This window comes from Candidatus Brachybacter algidus, assembly GCF_016707225.1.
GTDB classification, from domain to species: Bacteria; Bacteroidota; Bacteroidia; order Chitinophagales; family Saprospiraceae; genus Parvibacillus; species Parvibacillus algidus.
In genome coordinates, this window is the sequence record NZ_JADJID010000001.1 from 951656 (window position 1) to 973713 (window position 22058).

Annotated in this window: 21 protein-coding genes; 6 read left to right on the forward strand and 15 right to left on the reverse strand. The window is 33.6% G+C overall.

Annotated elements, in window-relative coordinates; translation table 11 throughout:
* Positions 1-12 precede the first annotated feature (12 nt).
* Entirely contained in the window at positions 13-738 is a 726-nt protein-coding gene (lipB, locus tag IPI15_RS03940) for a lipoyl(octanoyl) transferase LipB (protein ID WP_287400858.1), read from the forward strand.
* A 143-nt stretch (positions 739-881) separates the two neighbouring features.
* Complete coding sequence (locus IPI15_RS03945; protein ID WP_287400859.1) at positions 882-1361, forward strand: Dps family protein; 480 nt, start codon at positions 882-884, stop codon at positions 1359-1361.
* A gap of 232 nt (positions 1362-1593) precedes the next feature.
* Here IPI15_RS03945 and IPI15_RS03950 read toward each other — a convergent pair whose 3' ends face one another.
* From IPI15_RS03950 to IPI15_RS03995, 10 genes are all read right to left on the reverse strand, one after another.
* Entirely contained in the window at positions 1594-2037 is a 444-nt protein-coding gene (locus tag IPI15_RS03950) for an OsmC family protein (protein ID WP_287400860.1), read from the reverse strand.
* Positions 2038-2134: 97 nt separating this feature from the next.
* Entirely contained in the window at positions 2135-2341 is a 207-nt protein-coding gene (locus tag IPI15_RS03955; protein ID WP_287419262.1) for a YgaP family membrane protein, read from the reverse strand.
* A 396-nt stretch (positions 2342-2737) separates the two neighbouring features.
* Positions 2738-3370 (reverse strand): trimeric intracellular cation channel family protein, encoded by a 633-nt coding sequence (locus IPI15_RS03960; protein ID WP_287400863.1) that lies wholly within the window; start codon positions 3368-3370, stop codon positions 2738-2740.
* A gap of 267 nt (positions 3371-3637) precedes the next feature.
* The gene (locus tag IPI15_RS03965) at positions 3638-5047 is read right to left on the reverse strand and encodes a TolC family protein (RefSeq protein WP_287419264.1); all 1410 of its coding nucleotides are present in this window, start codon (positions 5045-5047) and stop codon (positions 3638-3640) included.
* Positions 5047-6366, reverse strand: a complete 1320-nt coding sequence (locus IPI15_RS03970; protein WP_287400866.1) for an HlyD family secretion protein — start codon at positions 6364-6366, stop codon at positions 5047-5049. Before IPI15_RS03970 ends, IPI15_RS03965 begins: the two co-directional genes overlap by 1 nt.
* A 1-nt stretch (position 6367) precedes the next feature.
* A complete protein-coding gene (locus IPI15_RS03975) occupies positions 6368-8029 on the reverse strand; it encodes a peptidase domain-containing ABC transporter (protein WP_287400867.1) in 1662 nt (553 codons plus the stop codon).
* Positions 8030-8149: 120 nt separating this feature from the next.
* Complete coding sequence (locus IPI15_RS03980; protein WP_287419266.1) at positions 8150-8986, reverse strand: DUF6671 family protein; 837 nt, start codon at positions 8984-8986, stop codon at positions 8150-8152.
* On the reverse strand, positions 8979-9269 hold the full coding sequence (locus IPI15_RS03985) for a hypothetical protein (RefSeq protein ID WP_287400871.1): 291 nt from the start codon (positions 9267-9269) through the stop codon (positions 8979-8981). The genes IPI15_RS03980 and IPI15_RS03985 overlap by 8 nt, the downstream gene beginning before the upstream one ends.
* Before the next feature lie 168 nt (positions 9270-9437).
* Positions 9438-9686: a hypothetical protein gene (locus IPI15_RS03990; protein WP_287419268.1), complete on the reverse strand. Its 249-nt coding sequence runs from the start codon at positions 9684-9686 to the stop codon at positions 9438-9440.
* Between the two features lie 20 nt (positions 9687-9706).
* Entirely contained in the window at positions 9707-11143 is a 1437-nt protein-coding gene (locus IPI15_RS03995) for an NADP-dependent isocitrate dehydrogenase (RefSeq protein WP_287419270.1), read from the reverse strand.
* A gap of 93 nt (positions 11144-11236) precedes the next feature.
* On the opposite strand from IPI15_RS03995, the gene IPI15_RS04000 reads away from it, so the two are divergent.
* Entirely contained in the window at positions 11237-12160 is a 924-nt protein-coding gene (locus IPI15_RS04000) for a LysR family transcriptional regulator (protein ID WP_287419272.1), read from the forward strand.
* Positions 12161-12263: 103 nt separating this feature from the next.
* Here IPI15_RS04000 and IPI15_RS04005 read toward each other — a convergent pair whose 3' ends face one another.
* The 3 genes from IPI15_RS04005 to IPI15_RS19765 all read right to left on the reverse strand — a co-directional run bounded on the left by IPI15_RS04005 (position 12264) and on the right by IPI15_RS19765 (position 15324).
* Positions 12264-13136: a hypothetical protein gene (locus tag IPI15_RS04005; RefSeq protein ID WP_287419274.1), complete on the reverse strand. Its 873-nt coding sequence runs from the start codon at positions 13134-13136 to the stop codon at positions 12264-12266.
* Between the two features lie 557 nt (positions 13137-13693).
* On the reverse strand, positions 13694-14602 hold the full coding sequence (locus IPI15_RS04010; RefSeq protein ID WP_287419275.1) for an alpha/beta hydrolase: 909 nt from the start codon (positions 14600-14602) through the stop codon (positions 13694-13696).
* Between the two features lie 200 nt (positions 14603-14802).
* Entirely contained in the window at positions 14803-15324 is a 522-nt protein-coding gene (locus IPI15_RS19765; RefSeq protein ID WP_353845288.1) for a Crp/Fnr family transcriptional regulator, read from the reverse strand.
* A 531-nt stretch (positions 15325-15855) separates the two neighbouring features.
* Between IPI15_RS19765 and IPI15_RS04015 the strand changes: the two genes are divergently transcribed.
* The 3 genes from IPI15_RS04015 to IPI15_RS04025 all read left to right on the forward strand — a co-directional run bounded on the left by IPI15_RS04015 (position 15856) and on the right by IPI15_RS04025 (position 20311).
* Entirely contained in the window at positions 15856-16659 is an 804-nt protein-coding gene (locus IPI15_RS04015; RefSeq protein ID WP_287419276.1) for a DUF6597 domain-containing transcriptional factor, read from the forward strand.
* A 30-nt stretch (positions 16660-16689) separates the two neighbouring features.
* On the forward strand, positions 16690-19140 hold the full coding sequence (locus IPI15_RS04020; protein WP_287400883.1) for a T9SS type A sorting domain-containing protein: 2451 nt from the start codon (positions 16690-16692) through the stop codon (positions 19138-19140).
* 1045 nt (positions 19141-20185) lie between these two features.
* Positions 20186-20311 (forward strand): hypothetical protein, encoded by a 126-nt coding sequence (locus IPI15_RS04025; RefSeq protein ID WP_287419278.1) that lies wholly within the window; start codon positions 20186-20188, stop codon positions 20309-20311.
* Positions 20312-20407: 96 nt separating this feature from the next.
* Here IPI15_RS04025 and IPI15_RS04030 read toward each other — a convergent pair whose 3' ends face one another.
* Complete coding sequence (locus IPI15_RS04030; protein WP_287400886.1) at positions 20408-20884, reverse strand: hypothetical protein; 477 nt, start codon at positions 20882-20884, stop codon at positions 20408-20410.
* A gap of 6 nt (positions 20885-20890) precedes the next feature.
* Positions 20891-22039 (reverse strand): efflux RND transporter periplasmic adaptor subunit, encoded by a 1149-nt coding sequence (locus IPI15_RS04035; protein ID WP_287419279.1) that lies wholly within the window; start codon positions 22037-22039, stop codon positions 20891-20893.
* Positions 22040-22058: the final 19 nt, after the last annotated feature.

Here is a 22058-nt window from a genome sequence, read left to right on the forward strand (position 1 = left end):
ATTTAAATATCTGTGACTGAACATAATCATAATTTAGAATTGAAGGCGAAAGTAGTCTTTGAAGATTGGGGGACGATATCTTATAAAGAGGCCTGGGAGAAGCAAATATCTGAACACAGCCTAATGGTCGATCTTAAGAAAATCTATCGAGATGATCTATCAGAACTTAAGTTGCATCAGGTGAATAAGTTAGTTTTCTGCGAACATCCACACGTCTACACGCTTGGTAAGAGTGGAAAAGCCGATCACCTGAAACTTGATGAAGCAGGTTTAAGTGCTGTAGATGCAGAATACTTTAAAACCAATCGGGGAGGGGACATTACCTATCATGGGCCTGGACAAATCGTTGGTTATTTCCTTTTTGATCTTGATTGTTTTAAGCCGGATGTCCATGTTTTTGTTAGAAATATTGAAGAAGGCGTCATCCGTTTATTAAATGATTATGGAATAAAAGGTGAGCGCATTAAGGAGTATACAGGAGTGTGGGTCAAAGGCGATGATGGCGGTTGGGTCAAAATATGCGCGATTGGAGTTCACCTAAGCCGATGGATTAGTATGCATGGATTCGCTTTCAACATAGATCCACAGTTGAATTACTTTGATAATATTATAGCCTGTGGGATACAGGATGAGGATAAATCTATCACCTCTTTATCTCGATTGACAGGGCAAAAGTTAAATATGGATGAAATAAAAGCCAGATTATATAGTCATTACTCTGAGGTATTTGATTTTTAATATTCAAAAATTTTATCACAAAAAACTATCTATTTAGATTCTATTCACAATGAATAGGAAACTAAAAAGGAAATTAATTCCTTTATTATCTATAGACATCTTAATGATGTAGAAATAATTTAATAACCAAAAAAATATTTTAGATGGATGCTAAAGAGATCAGCTTGAGCGAAAAAGCAGTAAAATCGGTTGTGGATATGTTGAACGATTACCTTGCAAATTATCATGTACACTATCAAAAATTAAGAGGAGTGCATTGGAATGTCAAAGGTCAAAATTTCTTTACTTTACATGTAAAGTTTGAAGAATTGTATCACAATGCTCAATTAACGATTGATGAGATCGCTGAAAGAATTTTGACACTGGGTAAGTCTCCACTTAGTAGATTTTCTGATTATATCAAAGAATCAGCTATTAAAGAAGTGGACACTATCGGAATGACTGATATAAAAATGGTTGATGCTATTCTTAACGATATGTCTGACCTTATCGAAATGGAACGAGATATAATGGAAGCTGCTGACAAAGCAGGCGATGATGGTACTAACGATATGGTCAACAGATTTATGCAATTTAAAGAGAAAAATACCTGGATGCTCAGAGCTTTCTCAGGAAAAAAATAAATATAGTTATACCAACATTCAGCTCGGTAAAATACGGCGGAATATTGATCAACTAAATATTTGCGTTTCTTATAAAACGCTTTTGTCCTTATATAATAAAAAAGAGTTTTGCATTGCAAAACTCTTTTTTTGTTATTATACTTTAACTCTTACCAGTTCAAAGACTTTTTTTGAGTTATTTTGGTATTCATTTCTTTGTCCTTTATCATCGGCACCTGCACATAATTAAAGTTTATGCAAGGTTAATTGTTGTTACCATTACGATTTTTGACTTGATAGAATTGGATATCAAGCAAGCACTCTCAGATTTTTGTAGCACTCGTTCAGCTTTTTGTCTGTCTTTCTCATCAGTAATCGTGACAACCGGCTCGAGTGTGATTTCAGTCATCAAATACTTTCCTTCCACTTGTTCTAGTTTGCCCTTTGATTTACATGCAAAGTTTGTAAATGTCAATCCTGAATTTTCAGCAATAGCTAAAAATGTTGTCATTAAACAACTGCTAACAGCAGCTGTGAATAAATGCTCCGGGGACCAAATTCCTGGTATTCCTTTTGGAAATTCCGGTGGTGTGGCCACTTCTATGCAACTACCTGAGTCTTTATTTAATTCAGGAGAACACATGACGCCTTTTCTGTCAGTATTCCAAGTGATATCAACATTATAATAATGTTCCATATTTAATTTGTTTTAAATATTTTAAAGAATATTTATTGAAATATAAGTATTTCAGTTGCTGTAAAAGATTGGATACAAAAGTTTTTTATTTAATTTCTTAAGAATTCTTTTTCCTAGTTGAAATTCCAAAAGGATAATATAAAGGGCAGAAACTAATGAAACTGGTAACCACAAAAACCAATGCAAGCGCCAACAGGACAATAGCAATGGTTCCAGAGATTACATTTGTAAAATATAAACCAGCTATTAATACAGCTACCAATATTCTTATTGCTTTGTCAGTACTTCCTAAATTTTTATTCATTTTAATTTTTTTTATTTTATTAATATTATAACTCAAAGATCTATGTATGTTGGATGATATTCGGTTACTTTTGTTACACAAAAGAGGTTGGCTTTTATATTCATTCTAATGGCTTCCTTTCGTGTGATTTATTGAACTTGAATCATGTACACTAACTGTTTTACATTATCAGAAAATCTATTCACATAAAGAAGACCAAATCTAAGGACCATAAAAATTTTATTTTATGATAATGCTCATATATTAAGATGATTTATATCATAGGATGACAGGAATCTCATGAATTTTATTAAACCAATGATGCAGAGGTTTAATTAAAGATTTTTATGAATATAATAAAATGCTGAGCTGGGTCTCTTAATTCATGTTTTCTACAACGGGCGTTTTATTACACATTTATGTTTTGTCTGTATTGTCTTTGATAGATTTCAATACAGGCAGGTGAATATGGTATTTTAGCGCAATTATCCTAACAAATATGACTGTAAGTGCGGCTATCAGCTCTGTAACATTTGCTAATACATGAAATTGAAGACAAATAAAATAGACTACTCCTCCTGCAATACAAGCAAGTGCATAAATATCTTTTCTAAGTAATAGCGGCACCTCATTTAATAATACATCTCTGATTACACCACCCAATGAGCCGGTAATGGCCCCCATAGCTATGCAGACCCAAAAAGGAAGGCCCATTTCGACACTTTTCGTTATTCCTACTATTGTAAATAGGCCAAGACCTAGTGTATCAAACAGAAATATAGTATTCTGCCATTTTAATATTTTATTTTTAAAGACCAGAGTAGTGAGCAAAGCAATACCTGTGATCAGGAAGTAGGTACTATCCATCATCCAGAAAGGATTGACGCCCAATAATAAGTCTCGTACAGTGCCTCCTCCTGTTGCAGTAACAAGTCCGATCAAATATGCACCAAACCAGTCGATTTGTTTTCCGGAAGCGCGCCTAATTCCGCTGATCGCAAATACAAAGGTCCCTGTTAATCCCAGGAAGGTTGTGAAATAGCTATCCAATGATTTATTTTTATAGTCATTTATCCAATAGATAGCACTAATATAAGGATTAATCAATTGTAGATCAACAATTGATAATAAACCAACATAGATATAAATTAGTAAGGAACTAGCTTATAGACTTATGCTTTTTCTTGTTAAAAGTGGTGGTAAAAGAGATAAGTTGTGATAGATTACAAGCAATACGTCTTATTGTATCCAATAAGAAATTAGATTTTGGGGCTTTAAAGATGACGATTTTGATATAATTTGAATTCAAATAGCTTCTTATCTTAATAGTCCAGCGCTCCATTGCAAAGCGTAAATAGATTTAAAATATTTAGTTTTAATTTCAATTAATTTTTCCTGAGCTTCAAGTGCTTTATTTTCCCTGCTATTGATTAAAAATAAAGTGCTTTCTCCATTTTCAAGAAGTGTTTCTTCTGCCCTAACCAATTTTTGATAGTTTTCAGCATATTTGTTTTGTAAATCCACCTGATTTTTAAGTGTAACGAATTCATTGTAATAACTTTTTATTTTCAATTGGATATCAAGCTCCTTTTGATTTTGTTCCAGTTTCGTTTCTTCAATCTTTAGCTTTGCTATTTTATAATTTGCTCTTCCTTGCGAGAAAAATAATGGAATTTCTGCTTTGAGCATATACTGATAGTTGTTTTGAAAAGGGGAGGCATCCGTTATCGTTTTGTCAATTGAATAACTTTTGGCTAAAAAGTTATATCGGAAATCTACTTTTGGCAGTAGCTCCTGAAATTTTAATTTTTTATCAATATCTAAAACATCCAGCTTATAGTTGTAAATTTTTAAATATGGATGATTTAGTTGGGCTTCGGAAAGCAATAACGTCAAATCTAAATTAAAATTAGTTAATAGGGTTTCAAATTCCCAATTACCTTCCGGAATGACACTTTCCGGAAGCTGGTAAGGGTTATTTTCTTTTGTCCACATGAATGCAGAAAGTAATAGACCTGCATTTTGGAATTCCAGCCAATTTTCGTTTTTACGGTACTGAAAACTTTGTAGTTGAGTGGTGGCTTCAATACTGTCTACTGCAGGGCGTTCACCATTTTCAATCCATTTTTTAATCAATTCCAATCGCTTTTCATTTACCCTTACCTTATTTGCCACTACAGTATAAGTTTCATAAGCTTTTACCCAAGCCCAATAAGCACTGATTGCATCCATGCACAAATCATTTATCATAATATTTTGATCCAATTCTGCCATAGAACTATAGATTTTGGCTTGCTTCAAAAATGCTCTTCGCTTGTCAATAACTAAATTCTTGACTAAAGGTATATTGATACCCACAAAGCTGCTCTGTCCTTCACTTTGGCTTGGATCTAGTCGATCTCCGGTAAGATCTTCCAGTCCGGCATAAATATCTGCTCCATACCAGATAGGAATCTTTAATTCCGGTGAAATATCGTTGTAGTAATTTTGACCATCAAATGTCTTTTTACCCAAATAATTGCTGAAAACAGGATCGAAGTTGCCCCGGGCATTTAAAATTTCTGATTTTGATTTCTCTACTCCGATATACGATTGCCGGATGACGGGATGAAAACTTCGAACAACATTTAGAACCTGTTCGGCATTAAGTGTCTTTGGGCTTTCCTGAGCTACAATTAGCTTTGCAAAAAATAAGATTATTACTAAAATAATTATTTTGTTAATCATTACTTTTCTTTTTCAGTTTTTTTACCATCAATTGTACTATAATAATCCGGAGGGAACCCATTGATATTGCGCCACAATTCATACCAGATAGGGACATCTTTAATCAATGCAATTCCCTGGGCCCCGCTTCCTATTTTCAGTTGAGTTGGCCATTTTTGGTCTGTAGTATCTTCGGCTACTAATACTCTGAATTTTCCGTTGGAACTTATAGTGTTTTCATAAGCTACCACTTTACCACCGAATGTACCATAACTGCCTTCAGGCCATCCACTAAATACTATTGCAGGAAAACCGTCGAACATAAAACGCACTTTATTTCCAATATTGATCAATGGCAAGTCGATCGGCCTCACGTACATTTCTACCGCATAATTTATTTTTGTGGGAACAATCACCATAAGTTGTTCTCCTTCTTTAAGTATTTCACCGATCCCGGACTTTTTAGCTTGCACGATTTGTCCATCTTGAGGAGCTGTAATTATGTACATTCCATTTCTAATCGTGTAATTAGTTACTTGATTTTCAAGTTTAGCTACATCACCCTGTCCTGTTGCTATTTGACTATAACTTTGAAAGCGTTCGCCTTCAGCTTTGCTGATTTTTTCAGTGTAATCTTGCTGAATACTGTTTATTTCGATTCGGATATTTGTAAATTCCTGTTTAGTCTGAGCTATTTTGTTCTCCAGCATAATTTTTTTTGCCTGAGCGTTTTGAAAAGACAAATTACGCTGCTGCAACTGTGTTTGCGAGACTAGCCCTTCTTTATACATTTTTTGCTGACGAATATATTGGTCTTCGACAAGCGCAAATTCATTTTCGGCAGCAGAAAGCTCTGCACTTTCAGCGGTTAGTTTATTTTGAAGCTGAGCTATCTTGTTATTAAGTTGTTCAATTTTCAAATCTCTTGCTTGCTTAAGAGCAGAGATTTGTGATCCTGTGGTAACTACTTTTTCTTCATAATAATTAATGGCACCTTTCTTAGCTTCTACTTGTTCCTGTGTTCTGCCTACCAAATTTGGGTCAAGATAATCTTCTTTAACCTCAGATATTTGCAAAATTGTATCACCTTTCTTTACAAAATCGCCCTCCTTTACATACCATTTTACAATTTTACCGGGTATTGGAGAATTGATATCCTGAGGTCGTTGTTCTTGATACAAAGTCGTAATGTCCCCATTGGCCTTGATGTTTTGTGTCCATGGAAGAAATAAAAAGGCGATTAAAAATATCATTATTCCATAAAACCAATATTTGACTTTACTTTTTTTGTTGCCTTGATAGATATTTACAAATGCTTCTAATTCTATTTTATCTTTCATTTTAAGGTAATTTTTCTAGTTTTCCATCTTTCAATTCAAACCGATAATCACATTTACTTGCAAATGCTTGATCATTGCTAGTGACAATTACTGTATTATCTGAAGGTTTTTTTAACAAATAATCTATCATTTTTTGTTGAAATTGTTTTTTTAATCCTAGCCATGGTTCCTCCATTATCAATAGGTTAGGTCGATGTACCAATGCCCGCAATAATATAATTTTTTGAGAAATATTCTTTGGCAAGCGCTTTCCATTTGCGTCTATTGGTGTCTGAAAACCCATGGTTAAGTTTTGGAGAAAGCTTTCAAAGCCCAATTCTTTTGCTATATCAATGATGCTTTCAGGTGTTATATGACTTTTTCCCATATTGATATTCTCAAGCACCGTTCCTGAAAAAATTTCATATTCATTAAAATAAATTCCTGTTTTTTTACGGAATGATTCTAAATCATAATTATTTGCAGGAATATTGTTAATCAAGAAATTTCCCGTAAAATGCAAGTAGTTTCTGCTAAGAATATTTAGGAGTGTTGATTTTCCGCTATTTTCTTCACCAAGTATACAAACTGTGGAATTGGGAGGTATTTTGATATTAATATTTTTTAAAATTGGTTTGGAGTTTGGATAAGTAAAGCTAAAATCGACTAACTCTATTGAAATCTTATTTTCACTGATTAATAATTTACCATTTTCTTCTGAATTACCTTCAGTTACATTTGATAATTTTTCAAGTGATGTCAAAACGTCAAATACCGAATCTAAATTTTTTATCAGTATTTCTACCGATGCGATAATACTTAAAATAACAATTTCAGCTGCTATAAATTCTCCAATATTTAATTGTTGATCGACTAGTAGGTATACCCCCAATAGCAATAAGAATGCAGTAACAAGTGTCTTGAAAGCTATTAGTGCCTTGTATTGTACTAGTAAAAATTTAAAATGTTTGGTTCTTGTTTTTAGATAATTGACTAAAATTTTATCTGTACTTTTAAAATTTAAACCTGTATCTTGATTAAGTTTAAATGATTTTATCGACTTTGATATCTCCTGCATCCATGCTACGACTTCATATTTGTAATTGCTTTCATTAATACTGGTCTCTAAACCATTTTTGCTTGTAAAATATACTATCAAAAAAAGCAATAATGCCAAAGTGATTCCAAAAATGATAAATAAGGGGTGATAAAAAGACAGTAATATTAAGCCAAAAAGTATTTGAATGAGAGCAGTAGGTATGTCTAATAGTAGTTTTGAAAATCCTTTTTGTAAATTAACAGTATCAAAAAATCTATTTGCCTTTTCCGGTAAAAAATAATTATCTGTTTTATAGAGATCGAATTTTGGAATTTTATCTACAAATTCGAATGCATATCTTGTAAAGATTTTCTGTTGTATCCTTTCGATGATTTTCATCTGATTCACTTGCAGTACACCAACTATAAATACACCCATCACTACCAAAAAAATTAATACATATATTGATGTAGCCATAGATGCACCTAAAACGAATCCAATGATAGACTGAATTCCAATTGGTACGCTTAGTTGCATTAAACCATTTAATATGGCATAAAAGTAAATGGAACTAATATCTGATCTATCCAATCTAATTAAATTCCAAAATCGCTCTAATGGCTTTGTCGTATTTATGTTGGTCATATTTAATTGTAAGTTTTTCAAAACTAATATAATAGTTCAAATCCAATTTAATCATAAGAGAATATCTAGTTCTTCTATTTATGCTTTTATATATTGAACCAGTGCCCAAATGTAAGCTAATTATGGATTGCATCTATCACAGAACATTGGATCCTCACACTGTTTTGAATTGGGATTATTTTTTACATTTTGGTAATTACATTTCAGACATGTATATATATAGGCTAGCACTGAAGATGTTGGGAAACGACATAACCCGCAGGGAAGACCCTTTTTTGTTGCGGTTATTCCGAAACCAGGTGTATGACATGAAGGGCATTTAGATTTGATTTTATGTACTAATTTTATAGTAATATTCTCTATTACTTTCATTCGAGTTGGATTATGCATTGCCCTCATATCTGTTTCTACAAAAGCTATTCCATCCTTTTTACTGATATGATTATAGTTCTTTAGCAAGGTTTCCCAATCCCTTATACCTTTTTTAATGTTGTTATAATTTTCTTTATCTTTTCTAATAATTAAACCATGAGAAGGAAATTTTGCGGCATCTGCAAATTCCTTTAGTTCCTTTTCTGATTTTATTTCTCTCGCATTGTAGTTAGTTTGCGCACTTAATTCTCTAACAACAATCTCCAAATCATTCTTTTTGTCTATAAAAAGCAAGATTTCATCATCCGCTGGGTGAATATACATAACTGGGTGAGGGCCAAATGAGCCCTCACTTGATATCGCCATATCGCAATTGTTTAATTCCATAGCTATGAAACATTTCTTTCTTGCTGTATTAAGGGCATCATCTTTTCTTTCAATTTCGCCCGTAAAGGTTCCCAATGCATCCGAATTGAAATTGAATGGGGTTATACATTTTAACCCCAATTCTTTTTCAAAGATGGGTGCAATTACTTTCTCTTTTTCGTGCATTGTAGCCACCAGTAAAGTTCTTCCATTAAACATCTTTAACTGGCTTAACAAAACGGATCACTACCTCTGATTTTATTTCAAGTTGATCACCGTTCTTTTCTGCCGCCTCTATCATTTTAATAATTTTTCCCAAACTTTTCTTCAGTTGAGGAATTCTTTTTACAGCAATTTTGTCATCCTTACCATATCGTTCTTGCGAACTAAAATTTTTCATATTATGGAATTGGATTTTACCGGAAAATACATTCTGCATTATTTCCCTGCTGTCTTTAGGTAAAAATTCACCCTTTATTAGTTTAAATTTTTGTAGCTTCATTTTTGCTTATTAAGTTTTTTTTAGAAATAGAATGAATTGTATAAGTTCCTGATATTATGATCAATGATGCCATAAGTTTGCTTGTAATTACACTTTTAGTTTGAAATGTCATTAAGATGCAAATTGTCAATATCAGGAAGGTTGAGTATGATATTATTTCTGCTTTATTCATTTTAAGTCGATATTTATGATTGCTTTTAATTTAACAACCTTAGTAGTTGAATCAATTGTGTTCCTAAATTCATATAAATCTTTCTGAAGCCTTTTAATTTTGGTCTCTCTTGCCTTGATATCTTCTTCAAGTTGACTTAAGCTTATTTTATTTTCGTGATATTTTATTTTAATATGAATCATTTGTGTGATCAACTCAATTGCTTCATTGGACTTAAATTCGCCATCTAAAATTTGGATATTCATTTGTTTATTTATTTTATAGATTATTGTCCTTGTCCCAATGAATACGCTGCTTTGCCATCAAATTCATACAGATTTTCTGTTTTTATACTGTCTATATGCTGTGTTATTGCTTTATTTAACAATCCAATGATATGCTCTTTTGTAAACTCACTGCCTTCACTGGATTTAAAGCGGCATCTCCAATGGTCTGTGCAGAAAGTCTCTTGAAATCCATTTGGCCACACTTTTATACCTCTGTTGGTAATCATGGTAAGTTTTACTCCATTTTCTTCAATAGATTTCAATTTTTCAGCCAATTCATCCGGATTAGTTCCATTCCAATGCACAAATAAATCTACTCCTACCAATTGTTTGTTTGCAGCTGGTTTGCGTATATATTTGGGTAAGTTTAAGGCAGTGTTATTTGAATAGCTTACTGACTTAAGGAGGTTTGGCTTTTGGCCAAGATTAGCAATAACAGCATTGGCAAATTCAGACGTACTAACTTTTTCTTTGCTTATACCTTCTTTAAAAATGTCATAAGTGTGAATACCATCTTCTAAAGTTTTTAACCATGCGTTTTGAATCTTTTCAGCAACTTCGGTTTGTCCGATGTGATTTAACATCATGATGGCTCCTTGCAATAGACCCGAAGGGTTGGCTACATTTTGTCCCGCTCTTCTTGGTGCTGAGCCGTGGATGGCTTCAAACATGGAACATTCTTCTCCAATATTTGCTGAACCTGCGAGTCCAACAGAACCTGTAATCTGGGCTGCAACATCGGAAAGTACATCTCCATAGAGATTGGGCATTACGATAACATCAAATATCTCTGGTGTATCTGCCATCTTAGCCGCTCCAATATCGATTATCCAATGTTCGTTTTCTATTTCAGGATATTCTTTCGCTATTTCGTCAAATACTTGATGAAACAAGCCATCAGTTTGTTTCATTATGTTGTCTTTGGTGAAGCAAGTGACTTTTTTTCTGTTTTGTTGCTTTGCATACTCAAAAGCATAGCGAACTATTTTTTCACAACCTGGTCGGCTGATTAGTTTTAAGCATTGAACTACTTCGTCTGTTTGCTGATGTTCAATACCTGCATATAGATCCTCTTCATTTTCTCTTATGATGACAATGTCCATCACAGGATGTTTTGTGCTGACAAAAGGATGTAAACTCATGCATGGTCGGACATTTGAATATAGCCCAAGGAATTTTCTCGTAGTTACATTCAAACTTTTATAACCTCCACCTTGTGGTGTCGTGATTGGAGCTTTTAGGAAAACTTTATTCCTTCTGATCGTTTCCCAAGATTCTTCGGCTATACCTGAAGTATTGCCTGATAGGTAAACTTTTTCACCAACTTCAATTTCTTCAATTTCAATTTGAGCTCCTGCCTCTTTTAAAATGTGTAAAGTTGCATCCATTATTTCCGGTCCGATGCCATCCCCTTTTGCTACAGTTATTTTTGTCATTTTATTATTATTTGTTATTTAATGATGCAAAGTTGAGTACATTAATTCATTAATTATTATATATCTTTGTTATGTTATGTATAAAATAAATTTATGAACTATACACTAAATCAACTTCAGATATTCTTGAAAATTGTTCAAACAAGAAGTGTCACTAAGGCGGCAGAAGAATTGCATTTGACACAACCAGCTGTCTCTATTCAGCTTAAAAATTTCCAGGAACAATTTCAAATACCGCTCACTGAAGTTGTTAGTAGGAGAATTTATATCACTGATTTTGGTATGGAAATAGCTGAAACGGCTGAAAATATTATTAATTTAGTCTATGCTATCAACTATAAGACGATGGCCTACAAAGGTCAGTTGATTGGGAAACTAAAACTTTCAGTAGTATCAACGGGAAAATATGTGATGCCTTACTTTTTGACTGATTTTATGAAGTTGCACGATGGCATAGAATTATTAATGGACGTAACTAATAAGAGCAAGGTATTGGAAAGCCTTGAGAATAACGAAGTTGATTTTGCCCTCGTCTCTGTATTGCCAACTTCCCTTAATATTGAAAAATTGGACTTGCTTCAGAATAAATTATATTTGGTGGGTAATGCAGATACTAATTTTAAAAAGGGTCTAAAAAATGAAACAATCTTTGAAAACCTGCCATTGATCTTTAGAGAAAAAGGATCCGGAACGCGCCAAACAATGGAAAGTTTTATTGCAAATAATAATATAAAAGTTTTGAAGAAAATGGAGCTTGCTTCCAACGAGGCTGTTAAACAGGCAGTTTTAGCGGGTCTCGGATATTCTATCATGCCTTTGATCGGCATTAAAAATGAATTACAAAGTAAGGAATTACAAATAATCCCTGTGAAAGGTCTTCCAATAAAAACTACATGGAGCTTGGTTTGGCTAAAAGGCAAAAGTCATACTCCCGTTTCTGTATCTTTTTTAGAACATTTGAAAAAAGAAATGGATAGTATTGTTCATGATAAATTTACCTGGTATGAGCAATATTAGTTGATGTTTGATGTTTGGTGTTTGATGCTCCTCGGATGATAATTATAGAAAGATTCGGGATGGAAATGTGACCTTCTAAATTTGTGCAGCAACGAAACTTGTTTTAATATTTATAAGAAGCTCGCAAATCCCCATTCGGCAAGGTCTCAATAGCCATAGATTCCTCTACACTTCTTAGACCGATTTTTCTTCTCCTTTCACTAATATCTTTTTTCTGTAGATCAGTAAGTTTATCATATCCAAACGGAACTTGATTGTAATATGGTCGTTCACCTCTGAAGTTGCATCTTCGATCGATAATATGCGCATAGTCCATTGGGTCCATATTCCCACTCATAACATTGTCCAGCATCAGCTTACCCAGAAGTTCGTTCTTCAAGTCAAAGTCAGCGTGTATAAAAATCCTCATGGCATTGTTATAACCCCACTTTCCAACTTTCCGCTCTTCCGGAAAACCTCTTACTTTAATCAGTGACAATAAATGAACTGTTCTTAGAGAGTCTGAGTCAATTCCATTTATATATTCAAAAGCGCCATTTTGTCTGATAGCCTGATCTTCATTGCCTAAACTATCCAATAATGATATGTAAAACTGATCGCGCTGAGATTCTGCCAATGCAATTTCAGTGGCAAATTCATTCTGTAATGATTGGAGGAAATTTTCATCCTCAATAGTTTTCGCAGATGGGATAATACCATATATTTCTGCCATCGTCCTGCAATACTTCTTAACTAGCAAAGTATCCTTCATTTTCAGTGCTATTTCCACAGCTTTTTCCAAATCCCTTGATGCAGGACAATCTACTAGACTAAATGACAATTCTGATGCTTTGATGGCAGCAGAGTAATCTTGCTTATCTAGTAATTCTCTTGCCTGAATCGTTAGTTCATAATATTGGGTAAAGTCATCTTTCTGAGCATGAGCCATTTGCTGAAAGGTGAAGATTATAGTCAACGAAAGGATTGATGTTTTCATATGTAGTTAATATCTAATAATTTCTATAGTTCTAAAGTTTCGGAGTAATTAAATTGCTTAAAATATTAATTTCACTCAGCCTAACTTATAGAATTCATAAATTAGTTTAAATGTAATGCTTTTCTTCCAAAATTAAATAGAACACTTGATTAGGTCAAATAAAAAAGGTGCAATGTAAAATGAAGTTGAGAAGATAACTTCATATTGTGCGCTTTGGGGGAGTCTTTTGATTACAACTATGAAATACTCAACTGAAATTGGCTTGGTCATTTAGGACAAGCTCAGTGTTGAAAATAATTTAGCTTAACTTATTGACATACAGCAAACTATAAGCATTGGGATTAAAATCATTTCAAAGTTGAAATTTCTATTTCCAATTATTATATTAACAGTTAAATGGTCATTAAATATAACTGTAAATGAGTTATCCAGTAATTGATTATCCAAATTCAAAAAGATGGATATAATCAAGTTCATTATTTATATTTTATCTTGATATGCAGTTATAATCAGCTTTTGTTTGCCTTTAAATAGTTTTGTGAGCCATTTACTTAATACTAATAATAGTTTTTTATAATCTCCCCTAGATAATTCATAGCGCCTGCATATGTCTCAATTCCGTGCCCAACATTTTCGAATACCTTTACTTGCTTTAATGTTTTTATGCGCTTCTGTGCGTTATCAATTGATTTTTGGAATGGGAACAATAGATCTTTATCCCCTTCTAGCAGATAAGTATCCACTTTTACATCTCCCAATTGTTGATCCATATAATATGGTTTTTGAGTGTTGTCCTTATATCGGCTAATTGCAAAGACCTCGTAATCAATTAGCATTTTTTCTGCCTCTTCAGATAATTTGTGATTGGGTTTCGAAAAAACGGCTTTGTCCAAAAACTTCGAAACGTTCTTTTCTTTTGGGCTAACTATAGGAAGGATATTGTAATACAGATTTTTTAAAGTTAAAGAAAAGGGTTGCAAGCAGCCTGGATTTAATAAGAAAGCAGCTTTTACCAATTCAGGACTTACAATTCCGAGTTTCATACAAATTAATCCTCCAAAGGAAGCACCGGCTATGAAGGCTTTTTCAATCTTTAGTTTTTCAAATACTTCTGTTGCCCAAATGCCATAATCTAATGATTTAATGTCAGGTGTATCGCCATTACTTAGATTTGGCAGTCCATTGGTTTCAACCATATATATTCTCATTTTATGGTTTAAGTTATCCAATCCTTTATCAAAGTCCCAGATCAATGGTGTTGTTCTTGCTCCCGGGAAAATAACTAACGTTTCAAGTAAGGAATCTTCAGTGTTTAATCCCCAGACATGTGTTTTGCCGAGTGCTGTCTGAATTTCTATACTTTTGTAAATTCTACCATTTGCCTTCTCCAACTGCTGTACCCAACTTTTGAAATAGGGGATATCCTTGGTTTCATCTTTGAAATATGATTTAGCTTTAATGTTCATCTTTTTATGTTTTAGTAGAGGTAGTGCTTTAGTTCTAGTGTAGTTCAGAAATAAAAAAAGGATAATAAGTTTCATTTATTATGACTTAGCCTAACTTAGGAATACACAAAACACGTTTCATTGAACTTTTTTTAATTTTCGCACAAAGGTCATTAGAAAGTATGGCTTTCTACTTTACATATGTTAATAAATATATCTATTTATTGATTTCCAGCTCTAATACGGCTTAGACTTACAGTGCTGGTTGCTATATAAGAAGCTATATATTTTAAGGGGCTACGGTTGCAAATGCCTGGGTGTTTCTCTTCCGCTAACAAATATCGTTCTTTAGCAGTATGCAATCGTAAGCTTTCAATACGCTCTTGTTCTCTCAATATTACTCTTGAAGAGAGCTTCCTGGCAGCGGTTTCCAAATCATGATGACGTCCACAGCAACTTTCGAATTCTTGATAATTAAAAGCATAAACTTCAGAATCTTCGATCAACTGAATGGCGCATAAAGAAGGCTTACCGCTATAAAGACTCGGTACAGAGCCTATGAATTGGCGGTCGATGGCAAAATAAAAGGTGATTTCTTCGCCGTCCTGGTTATAAAAAGCTCTGGCAAGACCTTTTTGAATAAAAAATAGAGTATTAGCTACTTTACCGGCTTCAAGTAGGAAGGGTTTTTTAGGGCAGCGATTTGAAAGAAATGATGGAACTGAAATCCATCTTAGCTTGATTCGATAGAGCGTTTATCGATGTAAATATTTCCACAATAGGATCATCCTCCATATTTAACAATTTAAAGGATGGTTTTGCATCCTTTTCTGGAGTAAATATAATCTATATATACTAATGCTAAGTTTTATGCAAAGTAATAAAATTCAACTTGGCCTTTTGTTTTTGATGTATAATGAGAACAATACCGAATGGAAATTAGCAGTAGTCTATCAAGAAGTTTTGGCATGATCAAGCGACATTTAGTTCGGTAGGATAAGGTAAAATATTGGTCAACTAAATATTTCTGCATCGCATAAATAATATCTAAAGAATCCTACCAATAAATGTTTTCTTTAAGAATTAATTTCATAGGATGTTAGAATCGACTTGTTTGTCAATAGGTTATGATAAATTATTGTTTAATAATGAACTTTCTTGAAAGGTCAGACTTATATCCTTGAATATATTATGACTATTATTCCTAATTTGCAGTTCATTTAATGTGCTTTAAGTTTGCGATTGAGCGATTGAATTCTATTTAAAATTACACAATGTACCATTTATTTCCAGCGAGTGCACGACTTAGTCCTTATGTAGATTGCTTTTGGCAAAGTCTTTTTAATGATCTTGGAGATACAGGATACCATGAATTATTTAATGCACAATTCACCCCAAATTTGATCTTTAACCTCCGAACTCCTTATCATTTAAATGATCATTTAATCCATGATACTATTTTTCATGGTTTTAACACGAAGCCAATTTATTACCGGCACGAAAAGGGTAACGATTTATTTGGTGTACGTTTTTATCCTCAGGGCGTCAACGCTTTTAGCCCAGTTAGCCAGTATTTACTTTGTGATAGAATTGAAGATGCTTCCCAAATTTTTGGTTCAGTTATTAAAGATTGGGCAGATCAGTTGGCTGAAACAAATGATATAAGTAGACGCGTCCAAATTAGTGAGCGATATATGCATCTTCTTTTAATAGATAATGGAACCATGCACCATGAAAACAATATTCTTCTTTGGAATGCATTGAAAAAAAATGTTGATAATAAATTGGGTATAGATGCATTGGCTTCCTCCTTGTGTATGACCCATCGTTCACTAGACAGGCAAATGAATGACAGAATAGGCCTTTCGCCCAAAAAAGCAAGTAGGATCATAAGATTTAATAATGTATTCAATATGATCAATAAAGAATCTGACAGTAAAATACTGTTTGACTACCACCAATATGGGTACTACGATCAGGCACATTTTATCAAGGAATTTAAAACCTTCACCGGTCTATCACCGACGAATTATATGGCTTCTGACTATTTTGTCCAAAATTTACAATCTAATCACTGATAGCAGAGTTACATTTGCACAAAAAATGTCATGCGTCATTTTTGCACTTTAATTCTATTCATTTTTATTAGCCTCAGTAACTTATTTGCAACTGATTTCTATATTTCTAATGCGGGAAATGATGCAAATAATGGAACCTCTGTTGCTACTGCCTGGAAAACACTTTCAAAATTAAGTACAGAATTGGGTGGGCCATCCGGGACATGGAGTGTCACCATTAGTAGCGGTGACCATATATATTTTCGAAGAGGCGATACATTTCGCGGAGAGATTTATTTTTCAGCATACAACAACAGTGGAATTACTTTTGACGCATATGGCTCAGGGGCTGACCCTATTATTAAAGGTTCTGAAGTCGTCACAGGATGGACTCAACATAGCGGTAATATTTGGAAAGCTACCATTTCCTCACCAGTTCATATGCTATTTGTTGATGGGATTACACAACAATTGGCTAGATATCCAAACTCCGGAGTTTTAACGACCACATCTGCCACGACTAAAAGTGCATCCAGCCCATCGATCGGTAGTTCGGGTTTGAATTTTGTTGGAGCGAATATCTGCATTCGCGAATTTGAGTGGCGCAATAATCGTCAGCCTGTGACAGCTCAGGCTGGAAATACAGTTAGCTGGATTACAGATATAAATGCTGCAAATAATGGATCTTACTTTTATTTTGACAACAAAATTAGCCTTTTAGATGCGCCGGGAGAATGGTATTATGATCCGACTAATCAAACACTTTATTTAATGACTTCGGGTGTTAGCCCTGATGAACTTTCAGTGGAAGCATCTACTCAATTATTAGGAATAGCCGGCAATGATAACAGAAGCGATAACGTCATTAGCAATCTCAAATTTATGCATTTTGCTGACTTTGGAATTAGACTCATGGGTTCGAGTAATAATAATGTAGTTAAGAATTGTAATTTTGAACAGAATCATCAAGGAATTTTACTCAGTGGTAATGAAAATGCTATTGAATCAAATATTTTTAACGACTCTTATTTACAAGCTATTGTAGCTGCTAATTCTTCAAACACCTCAATTTCCAAAAATACCATTCAAAATACAGGAATGACTTGGGGTAAAAATATTCCAAACTTCTCTGGTGAGTTTTATCCAAATGCCATTTATCAAATAAATGGTACACCTGGTTGTGTAATTGCTGAAAACGTGATAACTAATTCTGGGTACAATGGAATAAAGTTTATCGGAAACGGTATAGTAGTCGAGAAGAATCAGGTCAGCTACAGTTTAATGAATATGTCGGATGGAGGCGCCATTTATACCTGGGGAACTTCCTCTTATAATTGCATTGTTCGCAATAATTTTGTCGACCATGTAATAGGAGATTATGAAGGTATTTCTCCAAATGGAATTGCCTTGGGAATTTATATAGATAACAACGCCCACGATATTCAAATACTTAACAATACAGTGACTGAAATTCCTGTTGGTGGTGGAATAGTTATTAATGCCGGTTCTAATAATTGCACAATTCAAAATAATACTGTTTATAAATGTAAGGTAGCACTTAGTTTCGCTGACTGGCTGCCGGGAGAGAGTATTTATGGGAATGTGTCAAACAACAATGTATTGTATTCAAATGTATCAGGTGGGGTGCCATTGGAAATAGCCTCTGATGACTACAATTATAGCACATTGACTACATCTGATCAAAATTATTTACATAATGTTTATGGCTCTGTGGTAGCGAGGTATATATGGTCAGCTCCACAAACTTTTACCCTCACTCAATGGAAAAGCAGCACAGGTTTGGATTTGAACTCCAAAGCAAGTTATTTCCAGTGGGCATATCCAACAGATAACTCTTTCATTCTTAAGAATCCAACCAATAGTACCGTCATTATTCCACTTGTAGGCACTATTGATCTTGACAATGTTGCTGTAAGTAGTGCTACAATACCTCCTTACTCCAGTAAGGTGCTTATTAATTTCATTCCTTTACCAGTAGAGCTCTTAAGTTTTAAGGGGCAGCAAATAGGACTTGAGCATCTTCTCAGTTGGGAGAGTATATCTGAGATTAACACTCAACAATTTGAGGTCCAACGATTGGAATCCGGTCAATACAAAACTGTGGTTACATTGCCAGCAAAAGGGGAAGCAGCTGTTTACAATGCTAACTTGAAAGTTAGTTTCAATGAAAGTAAATTGGAAAGAGTGTATTATTACCGATTGCGTATTTTAGACTTAAATGGAGCTATTAATTATTCCAATGTCATCAGCATTGAAAATAAGCCTGTCGTGAAAGTAGAGATGTATCCCAATCCTGCTGCAGAAGTTCTTTACATTCAAACAAACAATTCGGAAACCGCCAAAATCTTTAATATTTATGGACAAGTAGTACAAACTTTAAGAATTACTCCTCCTTTGCAGATGTTGGATATATCAGCATTTTCTTCAGGTGTATATTGGTTGAAGGGAGCTTCATGGTCAAGAAAATTTACAAAGTTTTAATACGATTGTTATAAGTTACTAAGCCACTTGGCTGCTGTTATCTCTTACATAAAATCTAGTTCCAATTTATGAATTTTAAACGTGGTGTATCAGGATGCTCCTTTTATTTACAGCAAATACTTTATGAAACAATGTCCAACTGTTTATCCATTAAAAGTTCACGGTAGAATCTCAGCCTAAATCACTCAGAGTATAATTATGTCTTTTCCAAAAATTAGAAAGGCCGTAAATGAATATTTACAGCCTTCCTTAAAAATATTTAAATTTGGATTTGACTACCCTTTACGTTTTCTCGTTTTTTTATCCTCTAATTTTTTTAGAATTTTCAGTTGTTTTTTCTCCTTCAGGTCAGTTTTGCTAAGCTTTTTCTTTAATTCAGCCATGATAATATTAATTTATATTTAAATAAAGAACATCACTTCAACTCTGTATTGAAACACTATTCTACATGCGAGTAGAGATATTCAAGATGTTATTATTGAATATTTTCAGTAAGAAATAATGTTAAGAGAGTTAGACAGGCACACTCGTTATGCCTTTTTAGGACAGGAAGGTCGTTTCGCGTTTAAGAGATATCGCGAAATATGGGAATGCACAAATAAGCTCAGGACTATGAGCTACAGAGTTTCTAAAATTATGTTTTATTTGTTGCATTTAATAAATAAATAATATTCTGATGATTAAAAATCAAAGATATGAACTAAGCTTTGAAATACCAAATTTAATTATTAATTAAATATTTATTTAATAGTAATGCTAAGAATGTAGTGCTTGTATAATAAGAAGATATTTGCTCCAATTGAAGTATAGCAAGGATTACTAGCGATTATGTTAAGGTCTTCACGTTTAAAATTTAACAGAATTAATTAATTGTTAAATAATTAAATTGCAAATAAACTGCACAAATGAATAAAGATTATTCCTTAGTAATTTCAGAATAAAATTATTCATCAATTACTAAGGAAATAGATTGTTTGTTAAATTGTCACTTAAGTTTCGTTAGTCAAATTTTCATTTTTGAAGAAATAATTTAAAATTTAATAAAATGTTAGATGTTAGAAGCTTGTCCGATGAGCAAAGTGATGGCGGAGTAGATTTTAGTCCCGCAACTGCGGAATCCATCAATCACATGGATATTTTTTCTAATAAACCTATTAAAGAAGAAATATGAATCAATTGACTAAGCTCCATCTAACAACTAATAACATCAACCATCTACCTTTGTTTCTTAACTGCCGAAACTTGAGATTGTCATTTAGTAAGATAATTAATGATCCTCCTTTTCCACAGGAATCATCTGTGCTTCACTTCTAATCTCTGAGTGTCTAATTTCTCCGCCACTTGTTCCGACAAATTTTGCTAGAACACCTGCTGATATTGCAAGGGCTAAAGACAGATATAAGAAATATTTTGCATATTTATTTCTACGTATTAATGTAAAAATCGTAATTATAGACATCCCACCCAAAATCAATATGACCGTGAAAAAAGATTCAGCAAACTCTTCATGTCTATGGATTAAAGTCTCACTTATGCCTGATATCTTTTCTACAACTTCTTCTGCACCTTCTCCAGTGTTAAATGCCACAATGGAAGAGACTGCGCTGAAGATAAAAACTCCCAATGCCGTAAGTTGGATATCTACTTTCTTTAATGCCAATCCTGTGATAAGGATTAAAATTCCAATTAGTAAGCCTACAATAGGTAGGTGGTTAACGACTAGATGAAAATGTGCTCCGTTCATTTTTTATTATTTTATAAGATTAAATGCTCCTCTAACGAGGAATTTTGAATTGTCTTTGAAATTTTGCATATTTAGTATCTCAACAAAGCCATCCTTTGTTGAACCTGTTTTAACTTCTTTTTTTATAAAAGTGTATCCTTCCTTTGTTGTATTGCTAAGTACTAAAACATAATATTTACCTTCTGAATCAACCAATGCATCTTCCGGTAAGGATGCTTTTAATTCAGAAGTCGTTAAAATCTCTGCTTCCACATACATTCCGGGATTAAATTTTGCAGATTGCCCTTCATCTATAATGTGGCCATGAATATTGATAGTACGCTTCTCAGGATCTACCGTTTTATTCACCATATGAACTGTCGCTTTGTATTCCTTGCTATTATCTTCTTGTATTTTAAATACAATTGGTTGCCCAATTTTGACTTTCATAAGGTCTTTTTCGAATATGTTGAGTTCCAAATGGAGATGGTCAGTATTTATAATTGTTATAGCATTTTGAGAAGGAATGAGGAATGTCCCCTTGGCGATATCCACATGTGTAACAAAGCCACTAATGGGAGAATGAATATTGATAGTTGTTCTAATGTTCTCAATAGAGAGCGCATTTGGGTTTATACCCATTAAGACTAGTTTTTTACCTAAGGATTCAAGTCTTACTCTGGTTACCGTATATTCTGATTCGGATTTAAGGAAGGTCTTTTGTGATGCCACATTGTCCTGCACCAAATTCTTCTGCCTGTCAAAATCTGATTTTAAATAGGTGAGATGGCCTTTTGCTTCCAAATAATCCTGCTGTATCTGCACATAATCAGGATTTTCTAATACGAAAAGTATTTGTCCTTTCTTTACTCGTTGGCCGGGTATTAGTTGGATACTTTTTACTGTTCCACCAAAATATGTACTTACCCTTGCCTCATTATCAGGTGGCACATCAAACATTCCATTAGCCTTTACAATTCCACTAAATGGTTTCATCTCCATCTGACCCAATGCCATGTCAGAGGAGTTGAATTGTGCTTGTGAGATATTATACACATCATCTCCAACTTGTTCTACCGATGAAGCATCCGATGGTGATGGTTCAGTCTTCGAATTACAAGATGTCAGCGAAAAGATTGAGATAACAATCAAAAAGCTAAATGCATATTTTTTCATATTATTATATTTTTTCATA

Coding starts and splice junctions, on each gene's coding strand:
- IPI15_RS04030 (WP_287400886.1), bottom strand. CDS start 20,884: ATGAACGGAGCACATTTTCATCTAGTCGTTAACCACCTACCTATTGTA.
- IPI15_RS03995 (WP_287419270.1), bottom strand. CDS start 11,143: ATGACAAAAATAACTGTAGCAAAAGGGGATGGCATCGGACCGGAAATA.
- IPI15_RS03970 (WP_287400866.1), bottom strand. CDS start 6,366: ATGAAAGATAAAATAGAATTAGAAGCATTTGTAAATATCTATCAAGGC.
- IPI15_RS04015 (WP_287419276.1), top strand. CDS start 15,856: ATGTACCATTTATTTCCAGCGAGTGCACGACTTAGTCCTTATGTAGAT.
- IPI15_RS03955 (WP_287419262.1), bottom strand. CDS start 2,341: ATGAATAAAAATTTAGGAAGTACTGACAAAGCAATAAGAATATTGGTA.
- IPI15_RS03975 (WP_287400867.1), bottom strand. CDS start 8,029: ATGACCAACATAAATACGACAAAGCCATTAGAGCGATTTTGGAATTTA.
- IPI15_RS03985 (WP_287400871.1), bottom strand. CDS start 9,269: ATGAAGCTACAAAAATTTAAACTAATAAAGGGTGAATTTTTACCTAAA.
- IPI15_RS04010 (WP_287419275.1), bottom strand. CDS start 14,602: ATGAACATTAAAGCTAAATCATATTTCAAAGATGAAACCAAGGATATC.
- IPI15_RS04005 (WP_287419274.1), bottom strand. CDS start 13,136: ATGAAAACATCAATCCTTTCGTTGACTATAATCTTCACCTTTCAGCAA.
- IPI15_RS03945 (WP_287400859.1), top strand. CDS start 882: ATGGATGCTAAAGAGATCAGCTTGAGCGAAAAAGCAGTAAAATCGGTT.
- IPI15_RS03950 (WP_287400860.1), bottom strand. CDS start 2,037: ATGGAACATTATTATAATGTTGATATCACTTGGAATACTGACAGAAAA.
- IPI15_RS03965 (WP_287419264.1), bottom strand. CDS start 5,047: ATGATTAACAAAATAATTATTTTAGTAATAATCTTATTTTTTGCAAAG.
- IPI15_RS04000 (WP_287419272.1), top strand. CDS start 11,237: ATGAACTATACACTAAATCAACTTCAGATATTCTTGAAAATTGTTCAA.
- IPI15_RS04035 (WP_287419279.1), bottom strand. CDS start 22,039: ATGAAAAAATATGCATTTAGCTTTTTGATTGTTATCTCAATCTTTTCG.
- IPI15_RS04025 (WP_287419278.1), top strand. CDS start 20,186: ATGTTAGATGTTAGAAGCTTGTCCGATGAGCAAAGTGATGGCGGAGTA.
- IPI15_RS04020 (WP_287400883.1), top strand. CDS start 16,690: ATGCGTCATTTTTGCACTTTAATTCTATTCATTTTTATTAGCCTCAGT.
- IPI15_RS03980 (WP_287419266.1), bottom strand. CDS start 8,986: ATGTTTAATGGAAGAACTTTACTGGTGGCTACAATGCACGAAAAAGAG.
- IPI15_RS03990 (WP_287419268.1), bottom strand. CDS start 9,686: ATGAATATCCAAATTTTAGATGGCGAATTTAAGTCCAATGAAGCAATT.